The sequence below is a fragment of the Cupriavidus sp. WGlv3 genome (assembly GCF_023952475.1).
Lineage (GTDB): Bacteria > Pseudomonadota > Gammaproteobacteria > Burkholderiales > Burkholderiaceae > Cupriavidus > Cupriavidus phytorum.
In genome coordinates, this window is sequence record NZ_JALHRX010000001.1 from 198,402 (window position 1) to 221,817 (window position 23,416).

The following is a 23,416-nucleotide window of genomic DNA, read 5'->3' on the forward strand; positions in this document are numbered from 1 at the left end:
CTGACATCAGGAATTCATTCCGCTTCCTCGATCCACGCCTGCTGGATCGCCTCCAGGATCTTCTCGCCCGAACGCGCCGGATCGTCGGCAAAGCCGTCGAGTTCCAGCACCCAGCGGCGCAGGTCGGTAAAGCGCACGCCGGACGGATCGACATCCGGGAACTTGTCGTACAGGGCTTCGGCGATGGCGTAGGTATCGGTCCACTTCATGGGCTTGTTCTCCGCAGGGATCGGTGCCGTCGGCTCAGTGGCCTTCCTTGGCGTGGTTGATGGTGTACTTGGGAATCTCGACGGTCAGGTCGTCCTCGTCGACGATGGCCTGGCACGACAGGCGCGAGTTGGGCTCCAGGCCCCAGGCCTTGTCGAGCAAATCCTCTTCCTTCTCCTCGGCCTCGTTGAGCGAGTCGAAGCCCTCGCGCACGATCACATGGCACGTGGTGCAGGCACAGGACTTTTCGCACGCGTGCTCGAGATCGATACCGTGGGAGAGCAGCGAGTCGAGTACGCTGACGCCCTTCTCGGCCTCGATCACCTTCCCTTCCGGGCAGTATTCGACGTGGGGCAAAACAATGATCTGTGGCATGTCGTTTCCTGGGTTCTGTAGTGCGGTGCAGAGGTGGTGATCAGCCCAGCTCCTGCACCTTGCGCCCCGCCAGTGCGCTTTTGATCGAGCGGTCCATGCGGCGCGCCGCAAATTCGTCGGTACCGTGCGAGAGCTGCTCCACCGCGGCGCGGATGGCGAGATGGTCATCGCCGGTGGCAATCTCGCGCACCGTCGCCATCAGCGCTTCCACCGCGGCGCGCTCGTCGGCGGACAGCAGGTCGCCATCGGTTTCCAGCGCGCGCTGGGTGGCCTCGACCAGGCGGTCCGCTTCCACGCGCTCTTCAGCCAGCGCGCGGCTCTTCATGTCGTGCTCGGCCTCGCGGAAGCTGTCCTGCAGCATGCGCGCGATATCGTCGTCGGCCAGCCCATACGACGGCTTGACCGTGACCGAGGCTTCCACGCCCGAGTGCGTCTCGCGCGCGGTCACCGACAGCAGACCGTCGGCGTCCACCTGGTAGGTCACGCGGATGCGCGCCGCGCCCGCCACCATCGGCGGGATGCCGCGCAACTCGAAGCGCGCCAGCGAACGGCAGTCGCTGGCCAGCTCGCGCTCGCCCTGCAGCACATGGATCGCCATCGCGGTCTGGCCATCCTTGAAGGTGGTGAATTCCTGCGCGCGCGCCACCGGGATGGTGCTGTTGCGCGGGATGATCTTCTCGACCAGGCCGCCCATGGTCTCCACGCCCAGCGACAGCGGGATCACGTCGAGCAGCAGCCAGTCTTCGCCCGGGGCATGGTTGCCGGCCAGCAGGTTGGCCTGCATCGCGGCGCCCAGCGCCACCACGCGGTCCGGATCGAGGTTAGTGAGCGGAGTCTGGCCGAAGAAATCGCCCACCGCCTTGCGGATCGACGGCATGCGCGTGGCGCCGCCGACCAGCACCACGCCCTTGACGTCTTCGGGCGTCACGCCGGCGTCGCGCAGCGCCTTGCGCACCGGCGCCAGGGTCTTCTGCACCAGATGCGCGGTGATCTGCTCGAAGGTCTCGTCGGTCAGCGTCAGGTGCACGATCTCGCCGGAGTCGAGCACGGCATCGATCACGGTGCTGTCCGCTTCCGACAATGCCTCCTTGGCGGCGCGCGCACGCACCATCAGCAGGCGCATGTCCTGTGCCGACAGCGGCTGCAGGCCGGCCTGCTCGACGATCCAGCACAGCAGGCGCTGGTCGAAGTCATCGCCGCCCAGCGCCGAATCGCCGCCGGTGGCCAGCACCTCGAACACACCCTGGGTCAGCTTGAGCACCGAGATGTCGAAGGTGCCGCCACCGAGGTCATAGACGGCATAGATGCCTTCGGCGGCGTTGTCGAGGCCGTAGGCAATGGCCGCGGCGGTGGGCTCGTTGAGCAGGCGCAGCACTTCCAGCCCGGCCAGGCGTGCGGCGTCCTTGGTCGCCTGGCGCTGGGCCTCGTCGAAATACGCCGGCACCGTGATGACGGCGCCGACCAGGTCGTCGCCGAGGCTGTCTTCCGCGCGCTGGCGCAGCGTGGCCAGGATCTCGGCCGAGATCTCGACCGGGCTCTTCACGCCGGCCGCGGTCTTGATCTGCACCATGCCGGGCGCATCGACGAAGTCGTACGGGCTGTGCTCGATATTGGCGACGTCGCGCAGGCCGCGGCCCATGAAGCGCTTGACCGAGACGATGGTGTTCTTGGGGTCGCGCACCGCTTCGTCCTGGGCCCGGTAGCCGATATGCGCGGTACGGTCCGGCAGGTAGCGCACCACCGACGGCAGCAGCGCGCGGCCGCGCTCGTCGGCCAGCACTTCGGGAATGCTGCTGCGCACCGCGGCCACCAGCGAGTTGGTGGTGCCGAGGTCGATGCCGACGGCAAGGCGGCGTTGGTGGGGCGCCGGCGACATGCCGGGTTCGGAAATCTGGAGCAGTGCCATGGTAATTCTTCGCTGTCTTGTACGGCAGGGGAAACCGCCATGCGGGGCGGCATGCGTGCGGTTTTCAGGCCGGGCGCCATTGTGTCATGGCCCCGGCGATCTTGCCGGTCAGTCTTCCAGCCGGTCGATGGCCTCGCTGGTATCGTGCTCGATCTTCTCGATAAACATCAGTTGCCGCACCGCGCCGCCGGCCGCGTCGTTGTCGCCGGCATCGAGCAGCGCGCCCAATGCCGCGTGGCGCTCGCGCTTTTCCAGGCGCAGTTCACGCAGCAGCGCATCGAGGCGGTCCACGTCGCGCGCTTCCACCGCGTCCTGCAGCGCCTCGCGCCATTCCATCTGCTGCATCAGGAAAGCCGGCGACATGGCGGTGTTGTTCTCCGCCTGCACGTCGACGCCGCGCAGCTTGAGCAGGTAGGTCGCGCGCCGCAGCGGCTGGCGCAGCGTGCGGTAGGCTTCGTTGGCATGCGCGGCCCACTGCATCGCCACGCGCCGCTCGGCATCGCCGGCCTTGGCGAAGCGGTCCGGATGCGCCTGCGACTGTACGGTGCGGTACGCCGCGTCCAGCGCGGCCTCGTCGACGCCGTACTGCACCGGCAGGCCGAACAGCGCAAAAAAATCGTCTTTCAACTGCTTCCCCAAGAAAAAAGAGCGGCCGCGCCGCCCTTCGTCCGTGCTGCCCCCGCTACCGCGCGGGCTGGCTGGCCCACTCGGCCGGCGGCTCGTTGCGGTAGCACTTCAGGCAATTCACCCGCGTGCCGATCATGGCGGCGCGTCCGGCCTCGCTCTGCGTCCACGGCCGCGACTGCCACGGCGGGTCATGCCGCACGTGCTGGCCATGGCCGCAGTCGAGTTCAGCCACCCAGTGGCCTTCCTCGTCCCGGCGGAAGCCGACGATGCTGCGCTCCACCGGCCCGGCCCGCGTCAGCGCGCGTCAGACCGTGAACGACTCGCCGCAGCCGCACTCGTCCTTGACGTTGGGATTGTTGAAGCGGAAGCCTTCATTCAACCCTTCGCGCGCGTAGTCGAGTTCGGTGCCGTCGATATACGGCAGGCTCTTGGCGTCGACGATGACCTTGATGCCGTGCGATTCGAACACCTGGTCTTCCGGCAGCAGGTCGTCGACGTATTCCAGCTTGTAGGCCAGGCCCGAGCAGCCGGTGGTCTTCACGCCCAGGCGCAGGCCCACGCCCTTGCCGCGACGTTCCAGGTAGCGCGCCACATGCTTGGCGGCCTTCTCGGTCATGGTGATCATCGTTGCGTTCCTTCGTCGATGCCGTGGTCAGTGCGACAGGATCAGGCGGCGGCCTGCTCGGCGCCGTGCTTCTTCTTGTAGTCTTCGACGGCGGCCTTGATCGCGTCTTCGGCCAGGATCGAGCAGTGGATCTTCACCGGCGGCAGCGCCAGTTCCTCGGCGATCTGGGTGTTCTTGATCTCCAGCGCCTGGTCCACGGTCTTGCCCTTGACCCATTCGGTCACCAGCGACGACGATGCGATGGCCGAGCCGCAGCCGTAGGTCTTGAACTTGGCGTCTTCGATCACGCCAGCCTCGTTGACCTTGATCTGCAGCTTCATCACGTCGCCGCAAGCCGGGGCACCGACCATGCCGGTGCCGACCGCATCGTCGTTCTTGTCGAACGAGCCGACGTTGCGGGGGTTTTCATAGTGGTCGAGAACCTTCGTGCTGTATGACATTTGGCTTACCTCTTGCGTATCTTTTACGGGGGTCTTGCTGTTATTTTGGCGGGATCCGGCGGGTACTCATGCGCTCAGTGCGCGGCCCACTGGATCGAATTCAGGTCGACGCCGTCCTTGAACATTTCCCACAGCGGCGACAGGTCGCGCAGCTTGCCGATCTTGCTCTTGAGCAGCTCGACGGTGTAGTCGATTTCCTGCTCGGTGGTGAAGCGGCCGACCGTGAAGCGGATCGAGCTGTGCGCCAGCTCGTCGTTGCGGCCCAGCGCGCGCAGCACATACGACGGCTCCAGCGAGGCCGAGGTGCAGGCCGAGCCCGACGACACCGCCACGTCCTTGATCGCCATGATCAGCGACTCGCCTTCGACGAAGTTGAAGCTGACGTTCAGGTTGTGCGGCACGCGGTGTTCCAGGTCACCGTTCAGGTAGACCTCTTCCATGTCCGACAGCCCGTTCCACAGGCGGTCGCGCAGCATGCGGATGCGTTCGTTTTCCGTCGCCATCTCTTCGCGGGCGATGCGGAAGGCTTCGCCCATGCCGACGATCTGGTGCGTGGCCAGCGTGCCCGAGCGCATGCCGCGCTCATGGCCGCCGCCGTGCATCTGCGCCTCGATGCGCACACGCGGCTTGCGGCGCACGTACAGCGCGCCGACGCCCTTGGGGCCGTAGGTCTTGTGGGCCGAGAACGACATCAGGTCGCACTTCAGCTTGTTCAGGTCGATCGCCACCTTGCCGGTCGCCTGCGCGGCGTCGCAATGGAAAATGATGCCCTTCTCGCGGCAGATCGCGCCGATCTGCTCGACGTCCTGGATCACGCCGATCTCGTTGTTGACCAGCATCACCGACACCAGGATGGTGTCCGGGCGCAGCGCCCGCCTGAACACTTCCATGTCGAGCAGGCCGTTGTCCTTCACGTCCAGGTAGGTCACTTCAAAGCCCTGGCGCTCCAGCTCGCGCGTGGTGTCGAGCACGGCCTTGTGCTCGGTCTTCACGGTGATGATGTGCTTGCCCTTGCCCGAATAGAAATTCGCGGCGCCCTTGATCGCCAGGTTGTTCGATTCGGTCGCCCCCGAGGTCCACACGATTTCGCGCGGGTCCGCGCCGACCAGAGCGGCCACCTGCTCGCGTGCTTCTTCCACCGCGCGCTCCGCTTCCCAGCCGTACGCATGGCTGCGCGAGGCGGGATTGCCGAACTGCTCGCGCAGGTACGGAATCATCTTGTCCGCCACGCGCGGGTCCACCGGCGTGGTGGCCGAGTAATCCATGTAGATGGGGAAATGTGGGGTGCTCATCGTTATGACTGCCTTGTAAGGGACCGCTGATCGCTGTGTTGCTGTCTTGCCGGCGCGCTCAGGACTGCGCCAGGCTGAAAACTGAATTCACCATTCTGGCCCGGACCGGTTTTTCCTGCTTGTCGGCCTTGCCGCGCGCGGCGGCGGCGACCGGCTGCGCGGCGTCTTCGCGCATGTCGTGCAGCACGGCGGGCTGGCGCTCGCGCTGCTGGTCCACCAGGTTCTTGAGGGAAACCGAGTCGAGGTACTCGACCATCTTCTGGTTCAGCGTGGCCCACAGTTCGTGGGTCATGCAACGCCCCGAGCCGTCATCTCCGTTACAATTGCCCTTGCCGCCGCACTGGGTGGCATCCAGGGGCTCGTCCACGGCGATGATGATGTCGGCCACGGTGACGTCCTCGGCCTTGCGCGCCAGGCTGTAGCCGCCGCCCGGGCCGCGCACGCTTTCGACGATCTCGTGCCGGCGCAGCTTGCCGAACAGTTGCTCCAGATACGACAGCGAGATTTTCTGCCGCTGGCTGATGCCGGCGAGCGTGACCGGTCCCTGGTCCTGGCGCATGGCCAGGTCGATCATCGCAGTGACCGCGAAGCGGCCTTTGGTGGTCAGTCTCATGGTGCAGGGCTCTGGGGTGAAGCGTGGGGGTGAAGCTAATACTTGATCGTTTCCGTCAAGTATAAAGGTACCCGACTAATTCAGTCAACTACCCCTGCCGCACCGCACCACCTGCACCGCACCACCCCGCCCTCAGGCCTGGCGCCCCCCTGCAGCCGCCGGCGCAGGTGCCACGCGCGGCGGCACCAGCAGCGACAGCGGCTGTTTCAGGATGCGCCGCCGCACGGCCGCGCTCAGCTCGGCGCGATCGATGCGCCGCAAGTTGCGTGACCGCAGCGCCATATTGAATGCCAGCGCAAAGCTGACCGCGACGTTCAGCATGCCCATCAGCGCAATGCCCGCCACTGCCAGCCACAACGCCGGCATGCGCAGTGCGTCCCAGCCCAGCACGCCAATCGCCGCACCCACCGACCCGGTCGACAGCGTCACATGCCGCACTTCCATATGCGGGCCGAAAAAGCTCAGGATCTCCGGCCCCAGCCCCAGCAGCAGTCCCAGCGACACGTTGGCGACGATGCCCGACAGGTTGCGTTTCCAGAAGTCCGCCACCCGGGTGGCGCCGTGCGGGCCCAGCACGTACTGCAGGCGCCGGTGGTAGGCCATCACGTCGTGCACGCGGTGCAGCGCGAACCAGTTGTCGGCCCAGCCCGCGAACAGGCTCGACAGCCACAGCAGCACGCCGGTGAAGGCGGCGTACAGCGGCGTCGGTCCCAGGATCGAGAAGGACTCGATGGTGGCGATCGCCTTGGCCGGCGTGATCAGGTTGGTGCCCAGCAGCCGGTGCGCCAGCCACTGCACGCCCAGCGCCACCGGGAACACCACCGCCAGGTTGCCGGCAATGGCCGCCGCGTTGGATCGGATCATGGCGACGGTGTCGTCGACAAAGATCTCGCGCCCCTCCGGCCGCCCCGCGTTATCGAGCCGGTGCGCCAGCGCCGGCCCGGTCATGGCCGGCTGCTTGGTCGCCAGCGTGAAGTGCGCGAAATGGATGGCGAGGAAGCTGCCGGCATAGTTGAGCGAGGCCAGCACGCCCTCGCTGAACTTGTCCAGGTGCAGCCCGTAGATCAGGAACTTCAGGTACACCGTGGCCACCGAGACCAGGCCGCCGCCCGCCGCGGCGCGCACCAGCTCGGCATATTCGCGGCGGTCGCGGGTGATGTAGTGCTCGCCGGTCTCGGCCGAGCGCTCCACCACCTTGCGCGCCAGCTGTGCGAACGAGGTGCCGGCCAGATGCGCAATGCTGCGCCGCGCCTGGGTCGAGCGGATCAGCTCGGCCACCAGGTGCGCCGGCATGCCGGGACGGCCCGGCTCGACCCACGCCGCAAGCAGCAGCTCGATGCGGCTGAGCTGCACCTTCATGCGCTCGATCTGGAACACCACCTCGACCGACACGCCGTTTTCCTCCAGATCTTCGTACACCTGGCGGGCGGCGGCGTGGCAGCCGTCGAGCAGCGCGCGGAAGTAGTTCAGGCGATGGCCGAAGCTGTTGTCGTCACGGCGCAGGCCGTCCTCGCGCAAGGCCTGGATGGCCTCGTCCAGGCGAAAGAACGGGGTCTCCTCGACACGCCCCGCCAGCCGCGAGCGGATCGCCTGGCTCAGCCCGGTGGCGCGCACCTGGCTGACCAGCACCGCGATGCTGGTGGCCAGGGTCTGGCCGAGCGCCTCGCGATAGCGCGCCAGCCCAGCCGCCTCCCCCTCGGCGTGGCCGGTTTCCAGCACGCGGGCCACCCTCGCCATCAGCGCAGCGTCGATGGCATCGACCCACTCGGCATCGTCGTCGCCGACGAACACCAGCGCAAACAGCGCGGCCATGTCGCTGCGGTTCGGCGGCGGCGGCAAAAAACGGCTCTGCAGCCGGCTCACCATCTCGCTGAAGAAGCCGGGATGCTGGGCCACGCCGGTATCGCAGAACAGGCCGGTGGGGTCGTTCTCGCGCAGCAGGCTGCGCACCGTCTGCGCAAAGCGCGCGGCCCAGTCCGGATGCCGCTCCAGCACCTGCAGCAGGTAGCGCAGGCGCACGTGCTCCGGATGGCGACGCGGCGCGCCGTCTTCCTGGCTGTCGGCATCGGCACCGAGGCCGCCGTCGCGGCGGATCCAGAAGGCCAGTTCGATCAGCCAGCCGTTGCGCTCGGCCAGCGGCGCCTCCGGATCGGCCGCACTCAGGATGGCGTCGAGCTGCAGGCTGGCATTGCGCGACTCGCGCCATTTGCGAAACAGTTTGCGAAGCATGGATTCTCGTCGGGATCGGGCCGCCGGCCGCGGGCGCAGGACGCCGCGCGGTGGGGGGAGGCCGGGAAAGACCGGGCAGCGGACCGGCTCAGCCGGCCGGATGCTGCAGGCGCTGGCGCAGTTCGGCCACCAGGCCGTCGCAGGCATCCTCGATGTAGTCGAGCACGCGCTCGAAGCCATCGCCTTCGCCGTAATACGGGTCCGGCACTTCGTCGGCGTGGTGGCGGGTGGCGAAGCTCATCAACAGCCGCACCTTGTCGCCGGCATCCGGGCGCAGCCGCAGCAGGCCGGCCAGGTTCTCGCGGTCCATCGCCAGGATCAGGTCGAAGCGGTCGAAGTCGGGCACGCCGACCTTGCGCGCGCGCAGCGCCGACAGGTCGTAGCCGCGCTGCAGCGCATGGCGCTGGGTGCGCGGATCGGGGGCGCGGCCGAGGTGGTATTCATGGGTGCCGGCCGAATCCAGCTCCACCAGCGCCGCCAGTCCGGCGGCATCGAGCTTGGCGCGCAGCACGCCCTCCGCCGTCGGGGAACGGCAGATATTCCCCATGCAACACATCAGGATGGCGTATGGCTTCATCGGATCAAGGCTTGGCTGGGTGGCATGGAGGCGCGATTCTACCTGCCGCCCTTTCCGCCGGCCCCGCGTGTCGCAGCGCTGGGCGGTGGCGGCGCTAGGCGAGCTGCCTGGCCAGCCGCTCGCCGTGCGCAAACCCCGCCACCTGCGCGGCCTCGGCCGACTTGTAGTGATCGGTGATGCGCGAGCTGTCGGTCAGCGTGCCGGCGGCCCGGATGTTGGTGCCGGGGCGGCACACGCGCACGGTGTACGACCATTCGCTTTGTGAGCGCTGCCTGACCTGCACTTGCACTTCGTGGGTTTCATAGACCTTCTTTTTCCATTCGCCGATGTCGGTCATTGTGGTTTCTCCACGGGAAATGGGGGTACCCGCCGGCGCGCTAGCTGACCTCGCCCGCGTCGATCGCGCGCATCGCGCCGGCCTCCGCCAGCGCGATCGCGGCCTCAGGCGTGGGCGCGTCGCCGGCAATTGCCTCGAAGCTCGGGCCGGTCGGTTCGCCGAACGCGTCGGCGATGCGCATCTGTGCAGCAAAGCCGCCGGCGGCATTCGGGACCGCGGTGACGACCACCGCGTAGCCGCCGTATTCAAACTGGCGTTCCATCGTGCCTCCTTCGCCGCGGTCCGTTGCCCGGCTCCGCTGGCGCTGCCGAGGATTTCACTATAGGCGAAGCGCGCCCGGCGTTGCGGCGTATCAGGCAGGCGGCAGCGCGCTCTCGCCGCTGGCGCCGAACACCTGCGCCTTGAGCTTGGCCAGCTGGTCGCGCACCTGCGCGGCCTGTTCGAACTCCAGGTTGCGCGCATGGTCGAGCATGAGCTTCTCCAGCCGCTTGATCTCCTTCGAGACCTGCTTTTCGCTCATCTCCTCGTAGCGGGCTTGCTCCTGCGCCGCCTGCAACTCGGCCCGGGCGTCGCTGACGTTGTAGACGCCGTCGATAATGTCCTTGATGCGCTTGACCACGCCGCGCGGCGTGATGCCGTTGGCTTCGTTGAAGGCGATCTGCTTGGCGCGGCGGCGCTCGGTCTCGTCGATGGCCTTTTTCATCGAGTCGGTCATGCGGTCCGCGTACAGGATGGCGGTGCCGTTGACGTTGCGGGCGGCGCGGCCGATGGTCTGGATCAGCGAGCGCTCGGCACGCAGGAAGCCTTCCTTGTCCGCGTCGAGGATCGCCACCAGCGATACCTCGGGGATGTCCAGCCCCTCGCGCAGCAGGTTGATCCCCACCAGCACGTCGAAGGTGCCCAGGCGCAGGTCGCGGATGATCTCGACGCGCTCGACGGTATCGATATCCGAGTGCAGGTAGCGCACCTTGACGCCGTTCTCGGTCAGGAACTCGGTCAGCTGCTCGGCCATGCGCTTGGTCAGCGTGGTCACCAGCACGCGCTCGCCGGCGCCGACGCGGGCGTGGATCTCGGACAACAGGTCATCCACCTGCGTGGTCGCCGGACGCACCATGATGATCGGGTCGACCAGGCCGGTCGGCCGCACCACCTGCTCCACCACCTGGCCGGCGTGCTCCTGTTCGAACTGCGCCGGCGTCGCGGAGACGAACATCACCTGGCGCATCTTGCGCTCGAACTCGTCGAACTTGAGCGGCCGGTTGTCCAGCGCCGACGGCAGCCGGAAGCCATACTCCACCAGCGTGGTCTTGCGCGCGCGATCGCCGTTGTACATGCCGTTGAGCTGGCCGATCAGCACGTGCGACTCGTCCAGGAACATCAGCGCGTCGGGCGGCAGGTAGTCGACCAGCGTCGGCGGCGGGTCGCCGGGGCGTGCGCCGGACAGGTGCCGCGAATAGTTCTCGATGCCCTTGCAGAAGCCCAGCTCGGACAGCATCTCGAGGTCGAAGCGGGTGCGCTGCTCGAGCCGCTGCGCCTCCACCAGCCGGTTTTCCTTGTGGAAGAACTCAAGCCGCTCGCGCAGCTCGGCCTTGATCGCCTCGATCGCGCGCAGCACGGTCTCGCGCGGGGTCACGTAGTGGCTCGACGGGTAGACCGTGAAGCGCGGGATCTTCTGCCGCACCCGCCCTGTCAGCGGATCGAAGAAATGCAGCGACTCGACTTCATCGTCGAACATCTCCAGCCGCACCGCCATCTCGGCGTGCTCGGCCGGGAAGATGTCGATGGTGTCGCCGCGCACGCGGAAGGTGCCGCGCTGGAAGTCGGTCTCGTTGCGGGTGTACTGCATTGCGATCAGGCGCGCGATCACGTCGCGCTGGCTGATCTTGTCGCCGGCCCGCAGCGTCAGGATCATCTGGTGGTATTCGGTCGGGTTGCCGATACCGTAGATTGCCGACACGGTCGCGACGATGACGGTGTCGCGGCGCTCCAGCAGGCTCTTGGTCGCCGACAGCCGCATCTGCTCGATATGCTCGTTGATCGACGAGTCCTTCTCGATAAACAGGTCGCGCTGCGGGACGTAGGCCTCGGGCTGGTAGTAGTCGTAGTAGCTGACGAAGTACTCGACGGCATTGCGCGGGAAGAACTCGCGGAATTCCGCGTAGAGCTGCGCCGCCAGCGTCTTGTTGGGCGCGAACACGATGGCCGGCCGCCCCATGCGGGCGATCACGTTGGCCATGGTGAAGGTCTTGCCCGAACCGGTGACGCCCAGCAGGGTCTGGAACGACAGGCCGTCTTCCACCCCCTCCACCAGCTGCCGGATTGCCTCGGGCTGGTCGCCGGCGGGCGGGAACGGCTGGTACAACTGGAACGGGGAGCCGGGAAATGTGACGAATTTGTCTTCGTCCAGGGCCGGCGCGGCTTCGGCAAGGTTCGTCATAGGGGCGTGACTAGGGAAATACCTGAGGAAAACGGGCGGATTACGCTAGAATCTTGGGGTTGTCAGCCCCCGCTTCAAGCCAAGAAGAGCGCGGCCGGGCCTGCCAGCCTCCAGCGCAGTACGGAGCATTCTACGCCTTCCGTTTTTCACATAGCCGACCACGAGATTCCAAATGAGTTTGTTTTCTGCCGTCGAGATGGCCCCGCGCGACCCGATCCTGGGCCTCAACGAAGCCTTCAATGCCGACACCCGCGCGACCAAGGTCAACCTGGGCGTTGGCGTGTACTTCACCGACGAAGGGAAAATCCCGCTGCTGCGTGCCGTCCAGGAGGCAGAAAAAGCCCGTCTGACCACCGCCACCCCGCGCGGCTACCTGCCCATCGAAGGCATCGCGGCCTATGACCAGGCGGTGCAGACGCTGCTGTTCGGCAAGGAATCGCCGCTGATCACGGAAGGCCGCGTGGTGACGGCCCAGGCACTCGGCGGCACCGGCGCGCTGAAGATCGGCGCCGACTTCCTGAAGCGCCTGTACCCGGACGCCAAGGTCGCCATCAGCGACCCGAGCTGGGAAAACCACCGCGCGCTGTTCGAATCCGCCGGCTTCCCGGTGGTCAACTACGCCTACTACGACGCCCCCAGCCACGGCCTGAACTTCGCCGGCATGGTGGAATCGCTGAAGTCGTTCCCGGCCAACACCATCGTCGTGCTGCACGCGTGCTGCCACAACCCGACCGGCGTCGACCTGTCGCCCGAGCAGTGGCAGCAGGTGGTGGAACTGGTCAAGGAACGCAACCTGATCCCGTTCCTGGACATGGCCTACCAGGGCTTTGCCGACGGCATCGACGCCGATGGCGCCGCGGTGCGCCTGTTCGCTGACTCGGGCCTGCCGTTCTTCGTGTCGAGCTCGTTCTCGAAGAGCTTCTCGCTGTACGGAGAGCGCGTCGGCGCGCTGTCGATCGTCACCACCAGCAAGGAAGAGGCGCAGCGCGTGATGTCGCAGGTCAAGCGCGTGATCCGCACCAACTACTCCAACCCGCCGACCCACGGCGGCACCGTGGTCGCGACCGTGCTGAACAGCCCGGAACTGCGCGCCATGTGGGAAGAAGAACTGGCCGAAATGCGTGACCGCATCAAGCTGATGCGCCACGCGCTGGTCGACAAGCTGGCTGCCAAGGGCGTGCCGGGCGACTTCTCCTTCGTCAAGGCCCAGCGCGGCATGTTCTCGTACTCGGGCCTGACTTCGGCCCAGGTCGACCGCCTGCGCAACGAGCACGGCATCTACGCCGTCGGCACCGGCCGCATCTGCGTGGCGGCGCTGAACAGCCGCAACATCGATGCGGTGGTCGACGCAATCGCGGCGGTGATGTAACACCGGCATCAGTTGCCGCGCCGCAACGGCCGGTAACTGGCGTGCGCATCACAATGCAATAGCAAAAAAGCGGCTTCGGCCGCTTTTTGCATTTGTTTGCGATGTTTGTAGGACGTTGTCACGGAAAAATCAGGCCTATGCCTATTGTGTTCCGCGCATGGGGAAGTACTTTAAGGTATATGCTGCAAAGCAAGATCGTTAGCACGGTCGTTCGGTTCAGGCATAATCGGCGCCACACGATCCAAGGTGTATTGTCAGTACATTGTTACTTGGTGGTACGCATTCTCAGTAAGACCAGGCAGAAACGGCATGCTCTATCAATTGCATGAGTTCCAGCGCTCGATCCTGCACCCGCTGACCGCGTGGGCCCAGGCGACCGCCAAGACCTTCACCAACCCCCTCAGCCCGATGTCGCTGGTACCTGGCGCGCCCCGCCTGGCCGCCGGCTACGAACTGCTGTACCGGCTCGGCAAGGAATACGAAAAACCGGCGTTCGATATCAAGTCGGTGCGCTCCAACGGACGCGACATCCCTATCGTCGAGCAGACCGTGCTGGAGAAGCCTTTCTGCAAGCTGCTGCGCTTCAAGCGCTATGCCGACGACCCCGAGACCATCAAGCTGCTCAAGGACGAGCCGGTGGTGCTGGTGGCCGCGCCGCTGTCGGGCCACCATGCCACGCTGCTGCGCGACACCGTGCGCACGCTGCTGCAGGACCACAAGGTCTACGTGACCGACTGGATCGACGCGCGCATGGTGCCGGTCGAGGATGGTGCCTTCCACCTGTCGGACTACATCTATTACATCCAGGAATTCATCCGCCATATCGGCGCCGAGAACCTGCACGTGATCTCGGTATGCCAGCCCACGGTACCGGTGCTGGCGGCCATTTCGCTGATGGCGTCGGCCGGCGAGAAGACGCCGCGCACCATGACCATGATGGGCGGCCCGATCGACGCGCGCAAAAGCCCGACCGCGGTCAACTCGCTGGCGACCAACAAGTCCTACGAGTGGTTCGAGAACAACGTCATCTACACCGTGCCGGCCAACTACGCGGGCCACGGCCGCCGTGTCTACCCGGGCTTCCTGCAGCATGCCGGCTTCGTCGCGATGAACCCGGACCGGCACCTGTCGTCGCACTATGACTACTACCTGAGCCTGGTCGAGGGCGATGCCGACGACGCCGAGGCGCACGTGCGCTTCTACGACGAATACAACGCGGTGCTCGACATGGCCGCCGAGTACTACCTCGACACCATTCGCGAGGTGTTCCAGGAATTCCGCCTGGCCAACGGCACCTGGGCCATCGACGGCAAGCCGGTGCGCCCGCAGGACATCAAGAGCACGGCGCTGATGACCGTCGAGGGCGAGCTCGACGATATCTCCGGCGCAGGCCAGACCGCCGCCGCGCACGACCTGTGCGCCGGCATCCCGAAAAACCGCAAGCAGCATTTGAACGCGGAGCGTTGCGGCCACTACGGGATCTTTTCGGGCCGGCGCTGGCGCGAGGACATCTACCCGCAGCTGCGCGACTTTATCCGCAAATACCACCAGGCCCCGGTGACCGTGGCCAGCAAGTAAAAAAACGCCCGCGCAAGCGGGCGTTTGTGTATGGCAGCGCCGCCGGCGGCTCAGGGCTTCTTCAGGTAGCTCAGCAGCATGTCGGTGTGCAGCTCGGCAAAGCGCTCGTGCTCCTGCTGCGACGCCACGTCGCGGCCGATCACGGCGCTGATGGTGTAGCGGTTCGACAGCACGTAGTAGCCCAGCGCGGAAATCGTCAGGTAGAACTGCGGCACGTCGATCTGGTCGCGGAACAGTCCCTGCTGCTGGCCGCGCCGGATCACGTCGGCGAGCACGTCGACGACCGGGTTGATCAGCTGCTGCAGTTGCGACGATTTCTTCAGGTGCCGCGCCTCGTGCAGGTTCTCGCTGTTGACCAGGCGGATGAACTCGGGGTGCTCGTAGTACCAGTCCCAGACGAAGCGGGCCAGCGTGCGCACGCCCTCGACCGGGTCTTCGTCGACCAGGTGCAGTTGCTCTTCGGCGGCGCGGAAGTTGGCGTATTGCTTCTCCAGCACCGCCAGGAACAGGCCCTCCTTGCTGCCGTAGTAGTAATACAGCATGCGCTCGTTGGTTTCCGCGCGCCGGGCAATCTGGTCGACGCGGGCGCCGGCCAGACCACCCTTGGCGAATTCCTCGGTGGCCGCAGCGAGGATGCGTCGGCGCGTCCCTTCCGGGTCGCGTTTTGTCTTGGGCTCTGTTGACATGAGGTGTGGTCGATCGTTGCGCGGATTATGGCACAGGCCGGAATGCGGCAATCCGGCCGCGCGACGCGCATCATCGCCGTTTCTGTCCGCCGGCGAAATCGGGGATAATCCTTGCGGCGCGAAAAACCGCAGGGTCCGCAGAGACCCCGGTGCCGCAGGGGCCGCCAGCACATTGTCCGCCCCGGAAGGGCCGCCGTTATGTCGCCAACCGCTCACAGCATCGCGCAAATATCGTGCTTTGCCCGTGGCCGCGCCGCGCTGGTGCGGCTGCCGGTGCGGCTGCTGGCGCGCTATTTTGACCCCGCTCTTGTCCCCTAATTGCTGTCCGTTGTCGTGAATCCCGCCGTCAAGTCCCTCGCCGACCGTCTCGAGGCGCTGCTGCCGCAGACCCAGTGCACCAAGTGCGGCTTCAGCGGCTGCCGCCCTTATGCCGAGGCCATGGCCAGCGGCGCAGCCGCCTGCAACCGCTGCCCGCCCGGCGGCGCGCAGGGCATCGCGCGCCTGGCCGCGCTGCTCGGCACCGAACCGCTGCCGCTCGATCCGGAGCGCGGCAGCGAGCAGCCGCGCGCGGTCGCCCGCATCGACGAGAGCCTGTGCATCGGCTGCACGCTCTGCATCCAGGCCTGCCCGGTCGACGCCATCGCCGGCGCCGCCAAGCAGATGCATACCGTGGTCCCCGAGTTGTGCACCGGTTGCGACCTGTGCGTGCCGCCCTGTCCGGTCGACTGCATCGACATGGTCCCCGTCACCGGCACGCGCACCGGCTGGGACGCGTGGTCGCAGGCGCAGGCCGATGCCGCGCAGGCGCGCTACCTGGCGCGCAACGCGCGGCTGGTGCGCGAGCGCGAGGAAAACGATGCGCGCCTGGCCGCCAAGGCCGCCGCCAAGCTCGCCGCGGTGCAGGCCGAAGCGCCCGAGAACGACGCCGAGCGCGCCGCGCAGGAACGCAAGCGCGCCATCATCCAGGCCGCGATCGAACGCGCGCGGCAGAAGCAGCAGGCTGCGCGGCCGCGCAATACCGACAACGTGTCGGCCGCGGTGCAGGCGCAGATCGATGCCGCCGAAGCGCGGCGCGCGCGCGCCGGGCTGGCGCCGCGGCAGGACGATCCCCATCCCGCGCAGGACCCGGACAACGACCCGAAAAAAGCATCATGAACGCTGCCAAGTGCCGTGCCATCTTCGAGACGCTGCGCGAAGTCAATCCGGCCCCGGCCACGGAACTCGAGTACAGCTCGCCGTTCGAGCTGCTGATCGCCGTGCTGCTGTCGGCGCAGGCCACCGACGTGGGCGTGAACAAGGCCACGCGTCGGCTGTTCCCGGTCGCGCATACCCCGCGGCAGATGCTGGAGCTTGGCGAAGCCGGCCTGAGCGAGTACATCAAGACCATCGGCCTCTACAAGACCAAGGCCAGGCATGTGATCGAGACCTGCCGCATCCTGGTCGAGCGCCATGGCGGCAAGGTGCCGGCGCAGCGTGAAGCGCTGGAAGCGCTGCCCGGCGTGGGGCGCAAGACCGCCAACGTGGTGCTCAACACCGCGTTCGGCCAACCGACCATCGCAGTCGACACGCATATCTTCCGGGTCTCCAACCGTACCGGCCTGGCGCCGGGCAAGAACGTCGACATCGTCGAGCAGAAGCTGCTCAAGTGCGTGCCGCATGAATTCCTGCACGACGCCCATCACTGGCTGATCCTGCACGGCCGCTACGTGTGCAAGGCGCGCAAGCCGGAATGCTGGCACTGCGCGATCGAAACGCTGTGCGAGTTCAGGGAGAAAACCCCGGCGCCACAGCTGTAGCCGCGGCCGGCTCGGGCGCCGGGTCGGGCAAATGCGCCAGCACCAGCGCCAGCTGCAGCGCGGTGCGCGCGACCACGTCGACATCGGGACTGTAGCCGTGGCGGATCCAGCGCACGGCAAGGTGGACCACGCCGCCCGCCACGCCCGCCGTCAGCAGCGGGTCACGCTCGCGCCCCGGCGGCAGCAGCGCCTGCGCCAGCAGCCCGCCAAATTCATCCAGCGAATCGGCCAGCGCGCCGTCAACCAGCTTGCTGACGCCGCGGATTTCCACCAGGAACACCCGCGCCGAGCGCGGTTCCCGCTGCAGCGCGCCGAAATAGGCGCGCAACATCGCCAGCGCCCGTTGCGCGCCGTCGTGGCCGGCGGCCTCGCCCGCCTGCACCAGGGTGTGCAGCAGGCGGTGCGTCACCGTTTGAAACGATGCCAGCAGCAAGGCCTCGCTGTTGGCGAAGGACTCGTAGAAATAGCGTTCGGTCAGGCCTGCGGCCTCGCACACGGCCTTGACGGTGGCGTTCTGGTAACCGCGCTCGCCGTAGACCTGCACGGCCGCGGCAATCAGTTGCGCGCGACGCTGGGCACGGCGCTCTTCGGCTTCGGCGCCGCGATAGCGGCGCGCGGGAGTCAGCTCGGGGGTCATGCGCGCCATTATGACATTCCCTATTGTCAGAAAACTTGCCGGATCCCTTCTGACAATCTATGTTGTCAGAAGTGTCACTGACCGGATGCCTCCCATGCGCGATGCCAGTTCCGATGACGCAGTTCTCGATGTGCTGATCGTGGGCGCCGGCCTGTCCGGCATCGGTGCGGCGCGCCAGTTGCAACGGCGCTGCCCCGGCAAGCGCTACGCCATCCTCGAGGCGCGCGACGCCATCGGCGGCACCTGGGACCTGTTCCGCTACCCCGGCATCCGCTCCGACTCGGACATGTACACGCTGGGCTATCGCTTCAAGCCCTGGCGCGGCGCCAAGGCCATCGCCGACGGCCCGTCGATCCGCGCCTATATCGGCGAGACCGCCGCGGAAGCCGGCATCACGCGCCAGATCCGCTTCGGCCACCGCGTGGTCAGCGCGGCATGGCACAGCGCCGACGCGTGCTGGACCGTCGAAGCCGAACGCGGCACCGACGGCAGCCAGGTGCGGCTGCGCGCGCGCCTGCTCTATGTCTGCGCCGGCTATTACAGCTATGCCGAGGCGCATCGTCCCGCGTTCGACGGCGAGGACCGTTTTCGCGGCCGCATCGTGCATCCGCAGTTCTGGGACGAGTCGCTGGACTACGCCGGCAAGCGCGTGGTGGTGATCGGCAGCGGTGCCACCGCGGTCACGCTGGTGCCGGCGATGGCCGGCCGCGCGGCGCACGTGACCATGCTGCAGCGCTCGCCCAGCTATATCGTGTCGCGCCCCGGCGAGGACGCCATCGCGCGCACCCTGCGGCGCGTGCTGCCGGAGCGGCTGGCCTACAGCGCCACACGCTGGAAGAACGTGCTGCTCGGCATGACCTTCTTCCAGCTGGCACGGCGCCGGCCGGAACGCGTCAAGGCGCGCCTGGTCGGCATGGCGGCGGCGCAGCTGCCGGCGGGCTTCAACGTGGCGACGCATTTCACGCCACGCTACAAGCCCTGGGACCAGCGCCTGTGCCTGGTGCCCGACGGCGACCTGTTCCGCGCGCTGCGCGAGGGCCGCGCCTCGGTGGTCACCGACACCATCCAGCGCTTCACCGAAAACGGCATCGAGCTGGCCAGCGGCAAGTCGCTCGACGCGGATATTGTGGTCACGGCCACCGGGCTCAAGCTGAACATGCTGGGCGACATTGCGCTCACGGTCGACGGCCAGCCGCGCCGCCCCGCCGACTGCCTGGCCTACAAGGGCATGATGCTCAGCGACGTGCCCAACCTGGTGCTGGCGTTCGGCTACACCAACGCTTCGTGGACCCTCAAGGCCGACCTGACCGCCGAGTACGTCTGCCGCCTGCTGCGCCACATGGACCGCCATGGCCACCGCATCGCGGTGCCGCGCGCGCCCGCCGCGGTGCAGCCGACGCCGTTCCTGGATTTCACCTCGGGCTATGTGCAGCGCGCCGCCGGCGTGCTGCCGCGCCAGGGCGACCGCAAGCCGTGGCGCGTGCACCAGAACTACCTGAAAGACCTGCTGACGATACGGCACGGCCGCATCGCCGATGGCGTGCTGCAGTTCGGCGCGCCACCGGCGCTGCGTGAGCCGCGCAACGCGCAGGAGGCAACCGGCGCCAGCACCGTCGCGGCCGTCGCCGCCAGCGAGGTACAGCCATGACCGTCGCGCTCATTGCGCTGGCCGTGCTGCTGGTCCTGCTACTGCTGTCAGGCGCCGCGCTATGGCTGTACACGTGGCGCACCGCCCGGCGCATCGAAGCCGCGATGCCGCCGCCCGGCCGCTTTGTCGACGTGCCCGGCGCGCGGCTGCATGTGGTGGAGCGCGGGCAAGGCCCGGCGCTGCTGCTGGTGCACGGCCTGGCGGGCCAGCTCGAGAACTTCGGCTACGGCATGATCGCGCCGCTGGCGGAGAGCTTCCGCGTCATCGCCGTCGACCGCCCCGGCGCCGGCCATTCCACGCGCACGCCCGGCAGCGCCGCCGACCTGCCCGCGCAGGCCGACGCGCTCGCCGCGCTGTGCGACCGGCTGGGCCTGGACCAGCCGTTGGTGGTGGGCCATTCGCTGGGCGGCGCGATTGCGCTGGCGCTGGCGATCCGGCATCCGGAACGTGTCGGCGGCCTGGCGCTGATCGCGCCGCTGACGCATCCGCCCAGGGAGATCTCGCCGGTGTTCCGGGCCATGACCGTGCCGCGCGCATGGCAACGCCGGCTGCTGGCCTGGATCCTGGTGGTGCCGATGTCGATCCGCCATCGCGCCGAGGTCATGGACATCGTGTTCGGCCCCGACCCGGTGCCGGACGACTTCCCGACCCGCGGCGGCGGCCTGCTGGCCCTGCGCCCGCGCCACTTCCTGGCGGCGTCCGAGGACCTGATCGGCGCCGCGCACAGCCTGCCGGCGCTGCTGCGCGACTACGGCACGCTGCGCGTGCCGGTCAGCGTGCTGTACGGCCGCGACGACCGCATCCTCGACTTCGCCGAGCATGGCGAAGCGCTGGTGGCCAGGGTGCCGGGCGCCACGCTGACCCTGGTCAGCGGCGGGCATATGCTGCCGGTGACCGCCATCGCCACCAGCGTCGACTTCGTGCGCGCCGCCGCCGCGCGCATGCAGGTATCCGCGCCGCGGCCGCCTCAATTCGCTTGATCCTGAGAGACCGCCCATGGCCACCACGACAGGTTCCAACCCCTACAAGCAGGATCTCTTCGCCGCGTTGCGCGCCGTGCGCAAGCTGATGGCGAACGGCAACGACACCGAGCAGGTATTCCGCATCATGCGCGCGCTCAACGGCCCGTCGATGCCGCGCAACTTCAGCCGCCTGCTGGCTACGCACGACGGGCGCCGCATGGTCTACCAGCGCATCGAACTGGCCGAGCGCCTGTCCGATCCCGCTTATGTGGCCGGCTTCGCGCCGGGCACGGTCGGCGCCGCCTATCGCGCCTTCCTCGAACGGACCGGATACAGCGCGGACGGGCTGGCCAGGGTGTCGAACCTCGACCAGGAGCCGGTGCTCGAGGACGCCTACCTGTGGTTCGGCCGGCGCACGCGCGACATCCACGACATCTGGCACGTGCTGACCGGCTACCGCGCCGACGAAAGCCTGGGCGAAGCCGCGCTGGTGGCGTTCAGCTATGCGCAGACCGGCGGCAGGGGCTGGGCCATCATCGCCATCGCGGCGTCGCTGAAGAGCCTGCGCGTGACCGGCAGCCTGGCCTTTGCGCGCGCCGTGCTGGAGGGCTACCGGCTGGGCCGTCGCGCCGGCTGGCTGCTGGGCGAGGATTACGAGCAGCTGCTGGACGAACCGATCGACGCGGCGCGCGCACGGCTCGGCATCGGCGCGCCGCGGCGCTACCTGGCCTGCAATCCCATGCAGGAATGGACCGCCTGATCGCTGCGCCAGGCAAGGCCTAAGAAAAAAAGCGACCACCACGGGTCGCTTTTTTTGTTCGCGGGTAAGCCGCGCGCTCAGACGATGCGGCAGGCTTCGTCGAACGACAGGCGCGGGCCGCGCGGATACAGCTTGTCGGCGACGCCATAGCCCAGGTTGCACAGGAAGTTGACCTGCCACTTGCCGTCCGGGAAGAATGCCGCGTTGACCTTGTCGGCGTCGAAGCCGCCCATCGGGCCGCAGTCCAGGCCCAGCGCGCGCGCCGCGAGGATAAAGTAGCCGCCCTGCAGCGAGCTGTTCATCAGCGCGTCGCGGGCGATCTTGGCGTCGTTGCCGGCGTACCAGGAGCGGGCGTCGGCGTGCGGGAACAGCTTGGGCAGCTGGTCGTGGAAGGCGGTGTCGAAGGCGATGATCGCGGTCACCGGCGCCGAGCGGGTCTTGTCGACGTTGCCGGCCGAGACGCAGTCCACCAGGCGCGCCTTCTCGGCGGCGCTCTTGACGAACACGATGCGCGCGGGGCTGCTGTTGGCAGCGGTCGGGCCGAACTTCATCGCTTCATAGATCTGGTGCAGCACGGCGTCGTCCACATGGCGGTCCTGCCACACGTTGTGCGTGCGGGCTTCGGTGAACAGTTGCGCCAGCGCGGCGTGGTCGATCTGGGACATGCGCGTCCTTTCTGTACGGGAGGTGAAAGAAGGCGCGATTGTACCCAAGCGCCGGCGCGCCCCACGACAGCGCCTTTGAGCAACCCGTTCAATTCCCTTGCATGTCGGCCCGCGCCGGCGCCGGCGCGCTGCCGCGGCGGGTCAGCCACAGCACTCCCGCCAGGATCAGGCCGCCGCCCAGCGCCTGCGCCGCGCCGATCTGCTCGCCCAGCAGCAGGGCCGCCAGCACCACGGTGACCACCGGCTCCAGCGTCGACAGCATCGACGCCTGCGCCGCGCCCAGCCGCTGCAGCCCGGCAAAGAAGGTCAGGATCGCCAGCACGGTCGACAGCAGCGCGATCCCCGCCAGCGCCAGCCAGCCGCCGGCATCGGCCGGGAACTGCGGCGGCGTGCCCGCGCCCGCGCGCAGCACGCAGACAGCGCCGTAGACCAGTGCCGCCGCGGTGCAGATCACGGTGGTGGTGGCGATCGGATTGACGCCGGCGGTCAGGCGCGCGCCGACGATGATGTAGACGGAATAGATCACCGCCGCCGCCAGCCCCAGCGCGATTCCCAGCGGCGAGCCCGCGCCGCCGCCGACGGTCAGCCCGGCACCCACCGAGCACAGCACCAGCGCCACCACCGCGGCGGTGGTCAGCCGCTCTTTCAGGAAGATGGCGGCGAGGATGGTCACGAACAGCGGGTACAGGTACAGCAGCAGCGCCACCAGGCTGGCCTGCGCATGGTTGAGCGCGCTGAAGAAGCAGAACGACTGGCCGACATAGCCGATGCCCCCCATCGCCGCCAGCGCCAGCACGCGCCGCCATGGCGGCAGCGCGATGCCGCGCGTGCGCATCACCCACGCCAGCGCCGCCGCGGCCAGCATGAAGCGCACCAGCAGCAGCCCGTACACGTCCGCGCCGGCGGCGTAGGCAAAGCGCGCGAAGATGGCCATGGCGCCGAAGGCGCTGGCCGAGACCGCGATCAGCAGCACGCCGGCCAGCTTGTCGCGGGCAGCGGTCGGGGCGGTGGGGGCGGAAGCGCTCATCGGGCAGGCAGGGAGTCGGCGATCCCGCATTCTACTTGGCGCCATCGCCACGGTCGGGCCGCCGGCAAGGGTTGCCCCCGTCGTCTACAATGGCGCCACCATGTTCAATCCCTCACGAGAAGAAGTCCGCCGGTTCTTCTGCGATGCCTGGCAGAAGCAGATCGCAGGCGGCGTGCTGACCCCGCTGGAAGCCATTGCCGTCGACTGGATCGGCGAGCACCCCGAGTACCACGAGTTGCTGCGCGACACCGAAGGCGCGCTGGCGCAGGACTACACCCCCGAGCAAGGACAGACCAATCCCTTCCTGCACCTGGCGATGCACCTGTCGATTTCGGAGCAGGTCTCGGTCGACCAGCCGCGCGGCATCCGCCAGGCTTACGAGGCGCTGGCGCGCCGGCTCGATTCCCCGCACGAAGCCCAGCACCAGGTGATGGAATGCCTGGGCGAGATGCTGTGGCAGGCCCAGCGCAGCGGCCAGCCGCCCGACGGCGACCACTACGTCGACTGCGTCAAGCGCCGCGCCAACCGCTGACGTGGCCCCTCCGGTGCGCGCCAAAAGTGCAGCGTACAATTCCTCACAAGCCGTTGCGGGCATGCGTGATAGGCTTTGGGCTCCGAGTTTT

Annotated in this window: 26 protein-coding genes; 8 read left to right on the forward strand and 18 right to left on the reverse strand. The window is 67.7% G+C overall.

Annotated features, from left to right (window positions below):
• Positions 1-14 precede the first annotated feature (14 nt).
• From iscX to uvrB, 14 genes are all read right to left on the reverse strand, one after another.
• Positions 15-209, reverse strand: a complete 195-nt coding sequence (iscX, locus tag MKD38_RS00940) for a Fe-S cluster assembly protein IscX (protein ID WP_252674268.1) — start codon at positions 207-209, stop codon at positions 15-17.
• 34 nt (positions 210-243) lie between these two features.
• Positions 244-582: an ISC system 2Fe-2S type ferredoxin gene (gene fdx / locus MKD38_RS00945; protein ID WP_063238412.1), complete on the reverse strand. Its 339-nt coding sequence runs from the start codon at positions 580-582 to the stop codon at positions 244-246.
• Between the two features lie 40 nt (positions 583-622).
• Positions 623-2,488, reverse strand: a complete 1,866-nt coding sequence (gene hscA / locus MKD38_RS00950; protein WP_252674269.1) for a Fe-S protein assembly chaperone HscA — start codon at positions 2,486-2,488, stop codon at positions 623-625.
• A gap of 108 nt (positions 2,489-2,596) precedes the next feature.
• Entirely contained in the window at positions 2,597-3,115 is a 519-nt protein-coding gene (gene hscB / locus MKD38_RS00955; RefSeq protein WP_252674270.1) for a Fe-S protein assembly co-chaperone HscB, read from the reverse strand.
• A 55-nt stretch (positions 3,116-3,170) separates the two neighbouring features.
• Positions 3,171-3,395 (reverse strand): DUF3565 domain-containing protein, encoded by a 225-nt coding sequence (locus MKD38_RS00960; RefSeq protein ID WP_252674271.1) that lies wholly within the window; start codon positions 3,393-3,395, stop codon positions 3,171-3,173.
• Between the two features lie 24 nt (positions 3,396-3,419).
• Positions 3,420-3,740: an iron-sulfur cluster assembly protein IscA gene (iscA, locus tag MKD38_RS00965; protein ID WP_115706499.1), complete on the reverse strand. Its 321-nt coding sequence runs from the start codon at positions 3,738-3,740 to the stop codon at positions 3,420-3,422.
• Positions 3,741-3,781: 41 nt separating this feature from the next.
• Positions 3,782-4,180, reverse strand: a complete 399-nt coding sequence (iscU, locus tag MKD38_RS00970; RefSeq protein ID WP_252674272.1) for a Fe-S cluster assembly scaffold IscU — start codon at positions 4,178-4,180, stop codon at positions 3,782-3,784.
• A 74-nt stretch (positions 4,181-4,254) separates the two neighbouring features.
• On the reverse strand, positions 4,255-5,478 hold the full coding sequence (locus MKD38_RS00975) for an IscS subfamily cysteine desulfurase (protein WP_371925613.1): 1,224 nt from the start codon (positions 5,476-5,478) through the stop codon (positions 4,255-4,257).
• Positions 5,479-5,530: 52 nt separating this feature from the next.
• The gene (iscR, locus tag MKD38_RS00980) at positions 5,531-6,085 is read right to left on the reverse strand and encodes a Fe-S cluster assembly transcriptional regulator IscR (RefSeq protein WP_011614910.1); all 555 of its coding nucleotides are present in this window, start codon (positions 6,083-6,085) and stop codon (positions 5,531-5,533) included.
• 132 nt (positions 6,086-6,217) lie between these two features.
• A complete protein-coding gene (locus MKD38_RS00985) occupies positions 6,218-8,314 on the reverse strand; it encodes a site-specific recombinase (RefSeq protein WP_252674274.1) in 2,097 nt (698 codons plus the stop codon).
• A gap of 88 nt (positions 8,315-8,402) precedes the next feature.
• Positions 8,403-8,891: a low molecular weight protein-tyrosine-phosphatase gene (locus tag MKD38_RS00990; RefSeq protein WP_240074079.1), complete on the reverse strand. Its 489-nt coding sequence runs from the start codon at positions 8,889-8,891 to the stop codon at positions 8,403-8,405.
• A gap of 94 nt (positions 8,892-8,985) precedes the next feature.
• Entirely contained in the window at positions 8,986-9,228 is a 243-nt protein-coding gene (locus MKD38_RS00995; RefSeq protein WP_115706495.1) for a hypothetical protein, read from the reverse strand.
• A 40-nt stretch (positions 9,229-9,268) separates the two neighbouring features.
• On the reverse strand, positions 9,269-9,490 hold the full coding sequence (locus MKD38_RS01000) for a hypothetical protein (protein ID WP_111519641.1): 222 nt from the start codon (positions 9,488-9,490) through the stop codon (positions 9,269-9,271).
• 90 nt (positions 9,491-9,580) lie between these two features.
• Positions 9,581-11,665 carry an excinuclease ABC subunit UvrB gene (uvrB, locus tag MKD38_RS01005; RefSeq protein ID WP_252674275.1) on the reverse strand — a complete coding sequence of 695 codons (2,085 nt, stop codon included), beginning with the start codon at positions 11,663-11,665 and terminating at the stop codon, positions 9,581-9,583.
• A 172-nt stretch (positions 11,666-11,837) separates the two neighbouring features.
• Here uvrB and MKD38_RS01010 point away from each other — a divergent pair, with 172 nt between their 5' ends.
• On the forward strand, positions 11,838-13,034 hold the full coding sequence (locus MKD38_RS01010; RefSeq protein WP_092313889.1) for an amino acid aminotransferase: 1,197 nt from the start codon (positions 11,838-11,840) through the stop codon (positions 13,032-13,034).
• A gap of 309 nt (positions 13,035-13,343) precedes the next feature.
• Positions 13,344-14,612: a polyhydroxyalkanoate depolymerase gene (locus tag MKD38_RS01015; RefSeq protein WP_252674276.1), complete on the forward strand. Its 1,269-nt coding sequence runs from the start codon at positions 13,344-13,346 to the stop codon at positions 14,610-14,612.
• A gap of 50 nt (positions 14,613-14,662) precedes the next feature.
• On the opposite strand, the gene MKD38_RS01020 is transcribed toward MKD38_RS01015, so the two are convergent.
• The gene (locus MKD38_RS01020) at positions 14,663-15,298 is read right to left on the reverse strand and encodes a TetR/AcrR family transcriptional regulator (protein WP_252674277.1); all 636 of its coding nucleotides are present in this window, start codon (positions 15,296-15,298) and stop codon (positions 14,663-14,665) included.
• Between the two features lie 333 nt (positions 15,299-15,631).
• Here MKD38_RS01020 and rsxB point away from each other — a divergent pair, with 333 nt between their 5' ends.
• Together rsxB and nth are read left to right on the forward strand one after the other, a co-directional pair.
• Positions 15,632-16,453 (forward strand): electron transport complex subunit RsxB, encoded by an 822-nt coding sequence (gene rsxB, locus MKD38_RS01025; protein WP_252674278.1) that lies wholly within the window; start codon positions 15,632-15,634, stop codon positions 16,451-16,453.
• The gene (nth, locus tag MKD38_RS01030) at positions 16,450-17,094 is read left to right on the forward strand and encodes an endonuclease III (protein ID WP_252674279.1); all 645 of its coding nucleotides are present in this window, start codon (positions 16,450-16,452) and stop codon (positions 17,092-17,094) included. Before rsxB ends, nth begins: the two co-directional genes overlap by 4 nt.
• Here the strand turns inward: nth and MKD38_RS01035 are convergent.
• Positions 17,063-17,740 carry a TetR/AcrR family transcriptional regulator gene (locus tag MKD38_RS01035; RefSeq protein ID WP_252674280.1) on the reverse strand — a complete coding sequence of 226 codons (678 nt, stop codon included), beginning with the start codon at positions 17,738-17,740 and terminating at the stop codon, positions 17,063-17,065. The genes nth and MKD38_RS01035 overlap by 32 nt on opposite strands.
• Positions 17,741-17,825: 85 nt before the next feature.
• Here MKD38_RS01035 and MKD38_RS01040 point away from each other — a divergent pair, with 85 nt between their 5' ends.
• The 3 genes from MKD38_RS01040 to MKD38_RS01050 are packed head-to-tail and all read left to right on the forward strand — an operon-like array spanning position 17,826 to position 21,101.
• Positions 17,826-19,379: a flavin-containing monooxygenase gene (locus MKD38_RS01040; RefSeq protein ID WP_252674281.1), complete on the forward strand. Its 1,554-nt coding sequence runs from the start codon at positions 17,826-17,828 to the stop codon at positions 19,377-19,379.
• Positions 19,376-20,359: an alpha/beta fold hydrolase gene (locus tag MKD38_RS01045; protein ID WP_252674282.1), complete on the forward strand. Its 984-nt coding sequence runs from the start codon at positions 19,376-19,378 to the stop codon at positions 20,357-20,359. Before MKD38_RS01040 ends, MKD38_RS01045 begins: the two co-directional genes overlap by 4 nt.
• A 16-nt stretch (positions 20,360-20,375) precedes the next feature.
• Positions 20,376-21,101, forward strand: coding sequence for a Coq4 family protein (locus MKD38_RS01050; RefSeq protein WP_252674283.1), 726 nt, complete (start codon positions 20,376-20,378; stop codon positions 21,099-21,101).
• Positions 21,102-21,178: 77 nt separating this feature from the next.
• On the opposite strand, the gene MKD38_RS01055 is transcribed toward MKD38_RS01050, so the two are convergent.
• Entirely contained in the window at positions 21,179-21,766 is a 588-nt protein-coding gene (locus tag MKD38_RS01055; RefSeq protein ID WP_092313907.1) for a malonic semialdehyde reductase, read from the reverse strand.
• Between the two features lie 88 nt (positions 21,767-21,854).
• Positions 21,855-22,793 (reverse strand): DMT family transporter, encoded by a 939-nt coding sequence (locus MKD38_RS01060; protein ID WP_252674284.1) that lies wholly within the window; start codon positions 22,791-22,793, stop codon positions 21,855-21,857.
• 100 nt (positions 22,794-22,893) lie between these two features.
• Between MKD38_RS01060 and MKD38_RS01065 the strand changes: the two genes are divergently transcribed.
• Positions 22,894-23,325, forward strand: coding sequence for a DUF1841 family protein (locus MKD38_RS01065; RefSeq protein ID WP_116330608.1), 432 nt, complete (start codon positions 22,894-22,896; stop codon positions 23,323-23,325).
• Positions 23,326-23,416 lie beyond the last annotated feature (91 nt).

Coding starts and splice junctions, on each gene's coding strand:
- iscX (WP_252674268.1), bottom strand. CDS start 209: ATGAAGTGGACCGATACCTACGCCATCGCCGAAGCCCTGTACGACAAG.
- fdx (WP_063238412.1), bottom strand. CDS start 582: ATGCCACAGATCATTGTTTTGCCCCACGTCGAATACTGCCCGGAAGGG.
- hscA (WP_252674269.1), bottom strand. CDS start 2,488: ATGGCACTGCTCCAGATTTCCGAACCCGGCATGTCGCCGGCGCCCCAC.
- iscA (WP_115706499.1), bottom strand. CDS start 3,740: ATGATCACCATGACCGAGAAGGCCGCCAAGCATGTGGCGCGCTACCTG.
- iscU (WP_252674272.1), bottom strand. CDS start 4,180: ATGTCATACAGCACGAAGGTTCTCGACCACTATGAAAACCCCCGCAAC.
- iscR (WP_011614910.1), bottom strand. CDS start 6,085: ATGAGACTGACCACCAAAGGCCGCTTCGCGGTCACTGCGATGATCGAC.
- MKD38_RS00985 (WP_252674274.1), bottom strand. CDS start 8,314: ATGCTTCGCAAACTGTTTCGCAAATGGCGCGAGTCGCGCAATGCCAGC.
- MKD38_RS00990 (WP_240074079.1), bottom strand. CDS start 8,891: ATGAAGCCATACGCCATCCTGATGTGTTGCATGGGGAATATCTGCCGT.
- MKD38_RS00995 (WP_115706495.1), bottom strand. CDS start 9,228: ATGACCGACATCGGCGAATGGAAAAAGAAGGTCTATGAAACCCACGAA.
- MKD38_RS01000 (WP_111519641.1), bottom strand. CDS start 9,490: ATGGAACGCCAGTTTGAATACGGCGGCTACGCGGTGGTCGTCACCGCG.
- uvrB (WP_252674275.1), bottom strand. CDS start 11,665: ATGACGAACCTTGCCGAAGCCGCGCCGGCCCTGGACGAAGACAAATTC.
- MKD38_RS01010 (WP_092313889.1), top strand. CDS start 11,838: ATGAGTTTGTTTTCTGCCGTCGAGATGGCCCCGCGCGACCCGATCCTG.
- MKD38_RS01015 (WP_252674276.1), top strand. CDS start 13,344: ATGCTCTATCAATTGCATGAGTTCCAGCGCTCGATCCTGCACCCGCTG.
- MKD38_RS01020 (WP_252674277.1), bottom strand. CDS start 15,298: ATGTCAACAGAGCCCAAGACAAAACGCGACCCGGAAGGGACGCGCCGA.
- nth (WP_252674279.1), top strand. CDS start 16,450: ATGAACGCTGCCAAGTGCCGTGCCATCTTCGAGACGCTGCGCGAAGTC.
- MKD38_RS01035 (WP_252674280.1), bottom strand. CDS start 17,740: ATGGCGCGCATGACCCCCGAGCTGACTCCCGCGCGCCGCTATCGCGGC.
- MKD38_RS01040 (WP_252674281.1), top strand. CDS start 17,826: ATGCGCGATGCCAGTTCCGATGACGCAGTTCTCGATGTGCTGATCGTG.
- MKD38_RS01045 (WP_252674282.1), top strand. CDS start 19,376: ATGACCGTCGCGCTCATTGCGCTGGCCGTGCTGCTGGTCCTGCTACTG.
- MKD38_RS01050 (WP_252674283.1), top strand. CDS start 20,376: ATGGCCACCACGACAGGTTCCAACCCCTACAAGCAGGATCTCTTCGCC.
- MKD38_RS01055 (WP_092313907.1), bottom strand. CDS start 21,766: ATGTCCCAGATCGACCACGCCGCGCTGGCGCAACTGTTCACCGAAGCC.
- MKD38_RS01060 (WP_252674284.1), bottom strand. CDS start 22,793: ATGAGCGCTTCCGCCCCCACCGCCCCGACCGCTGCCCGCGACAAGCTG.
- MKD38_RS01065 (WP_116330608.1), top strand. CDS start 22,894: ATGTTCAATCCCTCACGAGAAGAAGTCCGCCGGTTCTTCTGCGATGCC.